Origin of the sequence: Levilactobacillus acidifarinae DSM 19394 = JCM 15949 (assembly GCF_001434835.1) — a bacterium.
In the GTDB taxonomy this organism is placed as follows: Bacteria; Bacillota; Bacilli; order Lactobacillales; family Lactobacillaceae; genus Levilactobacillus; species Levilactobacillus acidifarinae.
In genome coordinates this window covers 266,515-276,062 of the sequence record NZ_AZDV01000026.1, presented here as the reverse complement: position 1 = coordinate 276,062, position 9,548 = coordinate 266,515, and the positions used below count along the sequence as shown (strand labels likewise).

The 9,548-nt window shown below is 50.4% G+C and carries 14 protein-coding genes, 1 other RNA gene and 1 pseudogene; 1 reads left to right on the top strand and 15 read right to left on the bottom strand.

Going from position 1 to position 9,548, the window contains the following annotated elements; all coding sequences use genetic code 11:
- From FD25_RS09010 to FD25_RS08955, 15 genes and pseudogenes are all read right to left on the bottom strand, one after another.
- Nucleotides 1-275: pseudogene (locus tag FD25_RS09010) on the bottom strand (hypothetical protein); the annotation flags it as partial.
- A 258-nt stretch (nt 276-533) separates the two neighbouring features.
- A complete protein-coding gene (locus tag FD25_RS14105) occupies nt 534-1,028 on the bottom strand; it encodes a hypothetical protein (protein WP_186811135.1) in 495 nt (164 codons plus the stop codon).
- 229 nt (nt 1,029-1,257) lie between these two features.
- Nucleotides 1,258-1,467, bottom strand: coding sequence for a hypothetical protein (locus FD25_RS09005; RefSeq protein WP_057803447.1), 210 nt, complete (start codon nt 1,465-1,467; stop codon nt 1,258-1,260).
- A gap of 177 nt (nt 1,468-1,644) precedes the next feature.
- Nucleotides 1,645-2,124: a hypothetical protein gene (locus tag FD25_RS09000; RefSeq protein ID WP_057803445.1), complete on the bottom strand. Its 480-nt coding sequence runs from the start codon at nt 2,122-2,124 to the stop codon at nt 1,645-1,647.
- Nucleotides 2,125-2,144: 20 nt separating this feature from the next.
- Nucleotides 2,145-2,618 carry an 8-oxo-dGTP diphosphatase gene (locus FD25_RS08995; RefSeq protein ID WP_057803443.1) on the bottom strand — a complete coding sequence of 158 codons (474 nt, stop codon included), beginning with the start codon at nt 2,616-2,618 and terminating at the stop codon, nt 2,145-2,147.
- A gap of 96 nt (nt 2,619-2,714) precedes the next feature.
- Nucleotides 2,715-2,903 carry a hypothetical protein gene (locus tag FD25_RS08990; RefSeq protein ID WP_057803441.1) on the bottom strand — a complete coding sequence of 63 codons (189 nt, stop codon included), beginning with the start codon at nt 2,901-2,903 and terminating at the stop codon, nt 2,715-2,717.
- Between the two features lie 115 nt (nt 2,904-3,018).
- A complete protein-coding gene (locus FD25_RS08985) occupies nt 3,019-4,365 on the bottom strand; it encodes an ammonium transporter (protein WP_057803439.1) in 1,347 nt (448 codons plus the stop codon).
- Between the two features lie 191 nt (nt 4,366-4,556).
- A complete protein-coding gene (locus FD25_RS08980; protein WP_057803437.1) occupies nt 4,557-4,784 on the bottom strand; it encodes a hypothetical protein in 228 nt (75 codons plus the stop codon).
- Between the two features lie 74 nt (nt 4,785-4,858).
- On the bottom strand, nt 4,859-4,984 hold the full coding sequence (locus FD25_RS14415) for a hypothetical protein (protein WP_263862320.1): 126 nt from the start codon (nt 4,982-4,984) through the stop codon (nt 4,859-4,861).
- 142 nt (nt 4,985-5,126) lie between these two features.
- A complete protein-coding gene (locus FD25_RS08975) occupies nt 5,127-5,510 on the bottom strand; it encodes an HIT family protein (protein ID WP_057803435.1) in 384 nt (127 codons plus the stop codon).
- Between the two features lie 2 nt (nt 5,511-5,512).
- Nucleotides 5,513-6,661, bottom strand: coding sequence for a THUMP domain-containing class I SAM-dependent RNA methyltransferase (locus FD25_RS08970; protein ID WP_057803433.1), 1,149 nt, complete (start codon nt 6,659-6,661; stop codon nt 5,513-5,515).
- 336 nt (nt 6,662-6,997) lie between these two features.
- The gene (locus tag FD25_RS08965) at nt 6,998-7,201 is read right to left on the bottom strand and encodes a hypothetical protein (protein WP_057803431.1); all 204 of its coding nucleotides are present in this window, start codon (nt 7,199-7,201) and stop codon (nt 6,998-7,000) included.
- 139 nt (nt 7,202-7,340) lie between these two features.
- Nucleotides 7,341-7,716: RNase P RNA component class B (rnpB, locus tag FD25_RS13930), an RNA gene on the bottom strand.
- 18 nt (nt 7,717-7,734) lie between these two features.
- Nucleotides 7,735-8,088 carry a cell division regulator GpsB gene (gpsB, locus tag FD25_RS08960; RefSeq protein WP_057803429.1) on the bottom strand — a complete coding sequence of 118 codons (354 nt, stop codon included), beginning with the start codon at nt 8,086-8,088 and terminating at the stop codon, nt 7,735-7,737.
- 54 nt (nt 8,089-8,142) lie between these two features.
- Nucleotides 8,143-8,712, bottom strand: a complete 570-nt coding sequence (locus FD25_RS08955; RefSeq protein ID WP_057803427.1) for an SLOG family protein — start codon at nt 8,710-8,712, stop codon at nt 8,143-8,145.
- 188 nt (nt 8,713-8,900) lie between these two features.
- Here FD25_RS08955 and recU point away from each other — a divergent pair, with 188 nt between their 5' ends.
- A complete protein-coding gene (gene recU / locus FD25_RS08950; protein WP_057803425.1) occupies nt 8,901-9,506 on the top strand; it encodes a Holliday junction resolvase RecU in 606 nt (201 codons plus the stop codon).
- The last annotated feature ends 42 nt before the right edge of the window (nt 9,507-9,548 follow it).

Sequence of the window (9,548 nt, the reverse complement as noted above, 5' to 3'; positions counted from 1 at the left end):
TTGGCTTTCCGATAAAGTTTTTCATGGGCATCCGTATACCACGTGACCGATTCCGTGACGTCGTTATTACTGTACCGAATTCCCAGGTGTTGCGAATAACGCGCGCCCTGCGTGGCCGTTAAGGCGTGGCGGCCCATACTCTTCCGCCAAACCAATTTGACCGAATTGGAACGTGCGGCCGAATACTGACTGTTGGCTGAAGCCACAACGGTAGTAGTCCCTAACATCCCCACCCCAGCCATTAAAGCTAAAACGCTCTTTACAACTTTTTTCATAATTTCCCCTCCCGCTAGTTCTATTAGAACTTTACACGTATGGCTTCTATTGGGTAAATCATAAGTAACATGTATACCTTATAGGAGATATTTCATTAAGCAATGTATCAATTGTTGCGACTATAATCGTCACCCAGAAATATTAAATGGCAGAGGCCCAATTATGTTTCAGAACACTGCCATTTAAAAAATCAAATAGTTATCTTAAATTGATTGAACTACCTACTTAGGATTCGAATTAGTTTTTTCTGAATCAAATTAATTATCTATCCGATGAATAGATTCATAACTAGTTGGATAGACAAATACAGCGAAAACTGCGTATGTATCGCCAGAGAGATGCTGCGTGGCACACCCAATTCTTACTGAAGAATAGAAGGTTTTGGGATTCGTTCCTGCCTGATAATCCCAGTCGCTCAAATACTTCCAGGACATTGTAAGTGCGTCCGGCCAATAGTTTCTAGAATCGGTGGTCAAGGCCGTTTCAGCCTTATCGGGTCCATACCCAATTTTTGTACTAATCGAGTTATTCGTTAATGACTTTTCATAAAGGGTCCGATCAGCGGAAGTTCCCCCTGTAATCTTCTCATAGGTTCCACCCATTGAAAGTGCCGTAGCTGTTAATTTAGCTTTTATCTGTGAATTTGACAGCATATCTTTCAAAAATCCTTTTGCTGCAACCATCAATTGTGGGTCGGGTTTAGCCCCGTGTCCCAACCCTTTAATGGCCTGAACAGCATGCGGGTCGTTCACCGTTGAGGTTGGCTGTGAAGACTGATTCGTCTTAGTCGTTCCCGTGTTGGAAGCAGTACTATTAGTCGCCTTAGTCGTTGTCGGCTTTAAATAGCCGCGCCAAATACATCCTTGTAAAGTGCCATCAGCGCTTTTGACGTGATAGTAGATGGCCGAACTCCCCTTGGCTTTCCGATAAAGTTTTTCATGGGCATCCGTATACCACGTGACCGATTCCGTTACGTCGTTATTACTGTACCGAATGCCCAGGTGTTGCGAATAACGCGCGCCCCTTTGTCGCCGTTAAGGCGTGACGGCCCATACTCTTCCGCCAAACCAATTTAACCGAATTAGAACGTGCGGCCGAATACTGACTGTTGGCTGAAGCCACAACGGTAGTAGTCCCTAACATCCCCACCCCAGCCATTAAAGCTAAGGCACTTTTTACAATTTTATTCATAATTTTCTCCTCCTGCTAGTTATGTTAGCACTTTACCTGGGTAAATCATACAATCCTCTTAACCATTAGAAAAACGTATTCAATCTAAAAATTGGCCCTAGAAACCGCCAAACGATTTCTAGGGTCAACTTTTAATGACCAATATTTAGGAACCAATGCCTCGAACACCTGAACAGGTTATTTAAGCACCGTATCGTAACTAACCAGTTTCACCGTTCTTGGATGCGACCAGCGTTGCTTAGCGTGTTTTGCATAGACTTTGAGCGGTTGATCGGCTGAAAAGCCCTTCCAGTTTTGGGTGTTAAAGACCAGCACCCCGGTTGACGTTTCCTTAAACAAACGCTGCTTTCCCTGCCGAACTTCAACGATGCTGTTGCGTGCCGAGCGAATCAAACCGGTATAAGGAAGCTTATACACGACCGGTTCGATCAGTTTAAGCGGTTGACCCGCTTTCAGAGCTGCCTGATTTTGCCGGTTCTGGTCGGCAACCCGTTCAATCAGTCGTTGATTTTTTTGGGACGCTTTAATGTTTTTAGCCGTAAAGAATTGTGTCACCTGGGGGCGGCTGGTTCGTTTTACCGCCGCCTGTGCATTAGTCGTCCCCAGTCCCAGTGTCGCCAATGCTAGGGTCAACCCCAGCGTCATTTCTCTTTTCATCATTCTCGCTCCCCTGTGTCCTAGTAGCGGGTCGTCCCCGCATCCACGTGCAGTTCACCGTCCCACTGCTCGCTGACCACGGCCGCCGTCTCGTGGTGAAAGACGCGCAATAACGTCAGGAGACTTTCGGCGCTGTTCTCGACCGTTAACTCGCTTTCGGGTAGCCAGTACACCCGCCCCTCCGCGCTGGCGTGGAGCTCTCCGCTAAATTGGTCACTGCGGTACAATAAGCCTAACTTACGGCGGCCACCCGGCACGTCAAACCATTCACAGGTGCCGCAAAATTCGGCGGTCGCTAACACCAGACCGGTCTCTTCGCGCACCTCGCGGATGGCGGCACTGAGCCCACTTTCACCGACTTCGACGTGGCCACCGGGAAAGCTGTGACCGGCCTTCCAAGGGACGTTGACCTTATCTTCGACCAAGACACGTTTGGTTTGGGGATCTTGAACCAGGACCATGGTCACCAATTCAACGGGTTGCGTGCGAGACATTTGAACCACTCCTCTAGACTTTTTCTTCCATTATATCAGTTTCAGAGCAAACAAAAAGGAGGCTCACGGGCCTCCCTTATTTTCGGTGTCAACGCTTTAAGCTTGACGTTGATTATTATTTTTAGATTTCATGAGCAAGGCTTCGCCGCCGTAGCACAGCACACCGAGTGCGGCAAACGCGACTGGAAAACCAACGGCCCAAAGCAGTGACTTCATCAGGACCAAGCTTAATAACAGAACTGACAGTACCACCATCACAATTAAAACCAAAGTATCTTTTTTCATTTCAATTCCCCCGATTCCCCGAATATTTGTGGCCCCAACCACATTTACAGGGTAGCAAATTCCCGGAGGAGTTGCAAACTTTCGCCCCAATCTTAACCAAACCTAAACGAACTCTTTAGGAATGATTGTTCAGCTTCGATTCTGCCGGCTGAGTCGGGTGCTGTAACCGTTCTAGTTGGCCCTTGAACTCCGGGGCGTACTTTTCTTGATCGGAGGTAAAGGCGCTTAATTTAGCGTTCAGGCTAATCGTATAATCGGCGTGTTCACCGTGTTCCCCTTCGTCCAAGCCTTGACGTTCCTCGACGGCGTTGACCCGCATCGGCATGACCCGTTTCAGTAACCAGATCAGCAGACTCCCCATGAGGGCCACAAAGGCAATCGTGAAGGCCGTCGCCAAGAGCTGAATACCTAACAAGTGCCAGCCACCACCGTAGGCCAACCCGTTGGTGGTGACGACCGAGTTGACGGACTTAGTCGCAAAGACCCCCGTCAAAATACTACCGACAATCCCGCTGACGCCGTGACAACCAAAGGCGTCCAACGCATCGTCTACGCCCAAGCGCGGCTTGAGTAACGTGATGAAGCTGTAGCTGGCTAACGTAGCAATGGCGCCGATAGCCACGGACCCGAGGATCGTGACGTAACCAGCCGCCGGGGTGATGCCGACCAGCCCACACAACGTCCCGGTGCAGACCCCAACCAGGGTTGGCTTACCGGTCGTCCAGATATCTAAGATCATCCAGACCACCATCGCCGTCCCGGTCGCCACCGTGGTGGTGATGGCCGCTTGCATGGCGACGTTGTTGACGGCCAGCGCACTGCCGGCGTTAAAGCCGTACCAACCAATCCACAGAATGGTCGTACCCAGTAAGACCCATGGCAAGTTGTAGTGATCCTTGCTGTCGACCTTCAGCCGCGGTCCGAGCCAGATGGACAAGATCAGCGCGGTGACCCCGGCGTTGATGTGCACGACGGTCCCCCCAGCAAAGTCCAAGACACCCAGGTTGGCTAACCAGCCGTTGGGGCTCCAAACCAAGTGGACCATCGGGTAATAGATAAAGATGGACCACACGATGAGAAACGCCAGTAAGAACTTAAAGTGTGTCCGCCCGACGATCGCCCCGACAAACAACGCTGGGGTGATGATCGCAAACATCATTTGAAACAGGGAATAGTCCCCGATCGGAATCTTCGTGGCGGTTAAACTCCCCAAATTAACGCCCGCCATGAAGACGTGTTTCAGGTTGCCCACAACCCCAGCGATGTTGCCCGAAAACGCCAGCGTGTATCCCAAGGCAATCCATAAGACAATCGCCACCCCCGTCATGATGAAGACGGACAGCATGGTGTTGACCACGTTTTTCTCGGTGACCAAGCCACCGTAGAAGAACGCCAGTCCCGGGGTCATAAATAAGACCAAGATACTTGCAATCAAAACAAATGCCGTATTTGCCAGATTCATTTGCAACGCCCTCTCTGCTCTTTATGTAATAAGTTCTAACACTAGAATTGGCATTTGTCATGACTTTTTGGTTTTTCGAGCGCGATTCGGTAGATGATTTAACAAAAGAAGGGGCCACAACTGCTAAAATATCAGTAGTTGTGGCCCCTTCACTAATTTATGTAATTTTTTCTAACATGCCGTTGATTGGCCTAGGCCGATTCCCAGCAAGCTTGGTGGTACTTTTCCTCGTAGATGGCCACGACGTTGCGCACCGCACACAGGCGTTCTGCCTGGGCCAACGTCAAGCTGGTCACGGCGACTTGATGCTCCCGCAACCGTTTCAACAGGTCGGCCGAGATTCCCGTCAACCGACTCAACTCCGTGTTCAACAACGAACTCTCCAAAATAAAGCGAATATCCCCATAAACGCCAGTCATGCTATTTCCCCCATGAAATCTAATTTGTGGTACAGACCAATTGTACCCAAAATCAGGAGAAATTGCACGCTAGATTAATTATTAATATTGTTATCATGAGTGGCCTGGTCGGTCGGTGTTTGCGTCGTCCAGCGAATCAACTCCGGGTATGGTAACAAAGCGTTAAAAATCAGTTGGCTGTAACTATAAAATGAAAGCATGTGCGGTTCTCCCCTATAATAAATATTTTTATCATTAGTTAAAAGCTTTTAGTTTCGGACTCCCTAACTATTTTACCAAAAATTCGCCCAACTGACCACGAAAAAAAGGCCTAACCTCTAAGAAGTTAGACCTTGGCGTGAGTTATCTAGTGAAATGCCGGCGTACCGCGGCCGGAATCATCTTTCGGATCCCGCCGCGCGGGTCCTTGACGTCGCCGACGTAGCGCGGAATCAAGTGGATGTGGGCGTGCATCACCGTTTGCCCGCCGGTCGGATTAACGTTAATGCCAATATTATACCCGGCCGGGTGGTAGGTCTGGTCGAGCAACGCTTTAGCCTGAAACAACAACTCATCCATCGCTTGGCGGGTTGTCACCGGCACGTCAAAGTAGGTCGCATAATGGGCCTTGGGCACGATCAACAAATGCCCCACCCGGACCGGATGCAAATCCCAAAACGCCTTGGCCAGGTCATTTTCCAACACCAGATCCGTTTTCTGACAGAAGACACAGTCCGGTTTGAGCATGGTTAATGCGCCGCCTTGTGCCGGGGTTGCCGTTGCGCCCAAAACTGGAAGTAGTCCGTCCGTAACGCCCCGTTATAGAGTTTCCGTTTCTTAGTGGCCTTTTGCCCGTAGAAGTGTTCAAATTCCAAATCGGCCGTTAAGATGTACTTCGACCAATCCGTCAGGGGCTTAAAGACCTGGCCCATCTGCTTGTACAAGACGCGGACCCCGGCCTGGTCGCTCAACCGTTCCCCGTAAGGTGGGTTGGCAACGATGACCCCATGGTGCAGGTCGGTCGTAAAGTCCTGGACCGCCAGCTGTTTAAACTCGATGTCTTGCGATAGCCCCGCTTCGGCGGCGTTACGCTTGGCGATTTCGATCATGCTGCCGTCGATATCGCTCCCAAAAATCTGTAAAGGCGTGTCGTAGTCGGCCTGATCATCGGCTTCGGCGCGCACCTGGCGACTCAGTTCGTTAGGAATCCAGTCCCACTTTTCGCAAAGGAAGTCGCGGTTGTAGCCGGGGGCGAGGTGCCGGCCGATCATGGCAGCTTCGATGGGGATGGTGCCGGACCCACACACGGGGTCGACGAACGGCATGTCGGCGTGCCAGCTGGTCAACGCAATCAACGCGGCGGCCATGTTTTCCTTGATGGGCGCGCCCCCCTTACCGACCCGGTAGCCGCGCTTAAACAGGCTGGGGCCGGTGGTGTCTAACGTCAACATGACGTGGTCCTTGTTGATCATGACTTCCAACGGATAGGTCGCCCCGGTTTCGGGTAACCGCGTCCGCCGGTGGTAGATGGCCGCTAGCTTTGTGGCCACGGCCTTCTTCACGATGGCCTGGGCGTCGGGCACACTGTGTAGTTGTGACTTTTGTGACCGGCCTTCCACCGGAAAAGCGGCGTCCATGGGTAAGAATTGGTCCCACGGCACGGCCTTGGTGGCTTCGAAGAGTTCGTCGAAGGTCACCGCGTCAAATTCGGCCACGATGATCCGAATCCGGTCGGCCGTCCGTAGCCATAAGTTGGTTTTTAAGATGTCGGCGATGGTGCCGTCGAAGCGCACCCGCCCGTTTTCAACCTGCGTCTGGTAACCCAGGTCCCGTAATTCACGGCCCGCTAAGGCTTCAACGCCCGCTGCGGTGGCCGCGTATAAATGAAATTTTTCCATATTGTCCTCCTGTTGTGCATTCCTCAAAGCCCATCACCGACCCGCGGTGACTGGCGTAGACCTTAACTTTTGGCCAGTTCGAGGAGACCTAGGCTAATCCTATCATTGAATGCCGGGGCTGACTACCATTACCGCCAAATTTCGCCGAAAAAAACTAGAGTGTGACAAAAGGCGTTTTGTTGACGAGCATGAACATCGTAAGATGGACAATCCTGATTTTGGATTGTTTGTCTTACGGGGTTAAGCGAAATCAGCAGCCTTTGGGCGCACGTTTCAACACCAGATACTCGGAAAACAAAAAAAGCCTGAGGCATTTGCCCCAGACTCCGCTAATGACTAGACCCGCGGTGATAAACTCACCACCCGATCCCAATAATCGGCTAACCGTTCGGCCTGGGCCAGGGTTAAATCTCCGGCGGCCAAGTTGTGCCAGAGTAAATTGTTGATCAGCTTCACCGGCACCTGGGTCGCTTGGGCCAACTGATACGGATTATTCCCCATGTGTTGTAAGACTAATTGAACCTTCTGACTCGTTTTCATCGCTCATTGCCACCCCTTATGCTGGAAACACTTAGCGTTAAGGTAGCATAGATCACCCGTTAAGGCATAGCCTGAGGTCTTATAAATTTAGACATAAAAAAAGTGGGAGCAAGCTCCCACCACCTGACTAAGTGTAAATCCCTGTAAGCCATGTTTTGTACTCCTGGTTAACTCAGGCAGCTAACCAACAGCGGTAATCATCTATCTCAGACATTGCTGTCTGCCCCACGCATCGTTCAATTTCTTACGTGAAGCTCCCCTACCAAAGTTTGGGTTTCCCGCTCGAGGGGTTTACCGCGTTCCACCGCCTAGGTTTCCCTAGCCGTATCGTCACTGTGGCACTTTTCAGGGGTACTCAGGCATAGCCGAAGCCTTAGCCGTTTTCCCCCGCCGTAACGTGCAAAGCACGCCCGCCGGCTTATTTTTTCACCGACCACGAACACTACAGGCATCGCAGCCTGTGCGAGAATGGACTTTCCTCAGCCGACATAAGCCGACCGCAATTACCCAGGATTTACACCGTCATTATAATTCTACAAACGATGTGACTCGTTTGGATCATTATCTAATTGAGAACCGAAAACGTGCCGTTCCAAATTGGAAAGCCGCTTTAAAATGTCCATGTTGGTGACATTCGAAGCTGCTGGACTGGCCGTTGTGGCTTGGGGCTGACTGCCACCCACCTGCACTTGCTTGGTGAGTTCGTCAACCTTGGCCAACAACCGTTCGTTTTCTTCTTGAAGCCGTTGATTTTCCTTGACAAAGGTGTCGTAGTCCTTGATGACGTTGTCTAAGAAGCTATCCACGTCGTCAGGATCGTAGCCACGCATCTTTTGCCGAAATTGCTTTTGTAAAATTTCTTTAGGAGTAAAATTAACGTTTTCCATCGATCACTACACCTCGTTGTCTTATCGAACCGGCACTATTAATAATACCAGTCTTCAGTCATTTTGGGAACTATTATTTAAATTTTCTTGATATTCGTTGGCACTTTCCTGTAACCAATCCATATCAATCAAAGTTAAGGGGTAGGTATGCCGCTCGCGGTACCGGTCAATTGCCCGGTAATCGTACTGCGGCTTACCGCTAACCTCTAAATCATAAACCAAGACCGCCTCGTCCGTGTGGGTCAGCATAAATTCTTGATAGTTTCTTAATTGTTGGGGACCGTGATAGGGTTGGCTACTAACGGCTTGATGGAAATCCACCCGGCTGGCCAGTTGGCCGTAAACGGCCTGGTTGGTTTCGTTCCACTGACTGCCAAACTCGGCAAACGGCGTCATCATGGCGATTTTTAATTCCGGATAGGTCGTCTTCAACTCCAGCCCCACCTCAGCGGCCCACTGTTCGACGCCTAATTGGCCGCCCGTAATCAGCCAATCGACCCCGTTTTCAATTTTTTCGGTCAATAATTTTTTTAACGTAGCCTTAATCACGAGCAACTTCGGATCTTCGGTCCCAAAAACGCCGAGTTCATAGCTCCGATAGCCCGTCAGCCATAAGCGACTCACACCATCACCCACTTTATTCTTTTTATTTTCTCTACCTATTAGTGTAGCGAAAAACTAACCTGGGGGCAATTGATAAGGGTTAATTCAGTCAGAAACGACGCCCGCGTGCGGTTTAGAGTTTTTATTTTCAGGCGAGCTTGGTATAATGTCAATAACTGGGCCAGCAACACGAAGGAGTGTGAGGCGTCATGACCATCCGGTATCCCAATGGGCATGCCTACCGAGCGCCGGCATCCAACGATCACGCCCACTTTTCCAATACGTTTACCAACTACGGTAAACGGGGTATGTCGCTAGAAGAAGCGCTCAACGAAAGTAATGTTTACTACGAAACGCACGGCTTAGCGGTCGTGCACAAGAAGCCGACACCCATTCGGATCGTCAAAGTCGATTACCCGAAGCGTAGTGCCGCGGTGATTAAAGAGGCCTACTTTAGCACCGCATCGACGACCGATTACAATGGTGTTTATCAGGGACGGTATCTCGATTTTGATGCCAAGGAAACCCGCAACAAGACCGCGTTTCCCCTGAAAAACTTCCATCAGCACCAAATCGACCACTTCCGCGCTTGTACGGCGCAGGGCGGCATCTGTTTTGCCATTATTAAGTTCGTGGTCCACCAGGAGATTTACCTGTATCGAGCGGAAGATCTCTTCCCCTTCTGGGACGACCAAGCTACTGGCGGCCGTAAGTCGATCCCCTACGCCGAGATTGCGACGCACGGGATCCTGATTACCCCGCATATTCAGCCTTTAATTCCTTATCTAAAGGCCGTAGATCAATTGCTCGCCTAACCGCCGAGTTCTGACTACGTTTACTACACAAAGGAGATTACC

Excerpts from the sequence above, each read along its gene's own strand:
- gpsB (WP_057803429.1), bottom strand. The coding sequence starts at position 8,088 with ATGGAAAACGTTAATTTTACTCCTAAAGAAATTTTACAAAAGCAATTT.
- recU (WP_057803425.1), top strand. The coding sequence starts at position 8,901 with ATGACCATCCGGTATCCCAATGGGCATGCCTACCGAGCGCCGGCATCC.
- FD25_RS08980 (WP_057803437.1), bottom strand. The coding sequence starts at position 4,784 with ATGACTGGCGTTTATGGGGATATTCGCTTTATTTTGGAGAGTTCGTTG.
- FD25_RS08975 (WP_057803435.1), bottom strand. The coding sequence starts at position 5,510 with ATGCTCAAACCGGACTGTGTCTTCTGTCAGAAAACGGATCTGGTGTTG.
- FD25_RS09005 (WP_057803447.1), bottom strand. The coding sequence starts at position 1,467 with ATGAATAAAATTGTAAAAAGTGCCTTAGCTTTAATGGCTGGGGTGGGG.
- FD25_RS08995 (WP_057803443.1), bottom strand. The coding sequence starts at position 2,618 with ATGTCTCGCACGCAACCCGTTGAATTGGTGACCATGGTCCTGGTTCAA.
- FD25_RS08985 (WP_057803439.1), bottom strand. The coding sequence starts at position 4,365 with ATGAATCTGGCAAATACGGCATTTGTTTTGATTGCAAGTATCTTGGTC.
- FD25_RS08970 (WP_057803433.1), bottom strand. The coding sequence starts at position 6,661 with ATGGAAAAATTTCATTTATACGCGGCCACCGCAGCGGGCGTTGAAGCC.
- FD25_RS14415 (WP_263862320.1), bottom strand. The coding sequence starts at position 4,984 with ATGCTTTCATTTTATAGTTACAGCCAACTGATTTTTAACGCTTTGTTA.
- FD25_RS08990 (WP_057803441.1), bottom strand. The coding sequence starts at position 2,903 with ATGAAAAAAGATACTTTGGTTTTAATTGTGATGGTGGTACTGTCAGTT.
- FD25_RS08965 (WP_057803431.1), bottom strand. The coding sequence starts at position 7,201 with ATGAAAACGAGTCAGAAGGTTCAATTAGTCTTACAACACATGGGGAAT.
- FD25_RS09000 (WP_057803445.1), bottom strand. The coding sequence starts at position 2,124 with ATGAAAAGAGAAATGACGCTGGGGTTGACCCTAGCATTGGCGACACTG.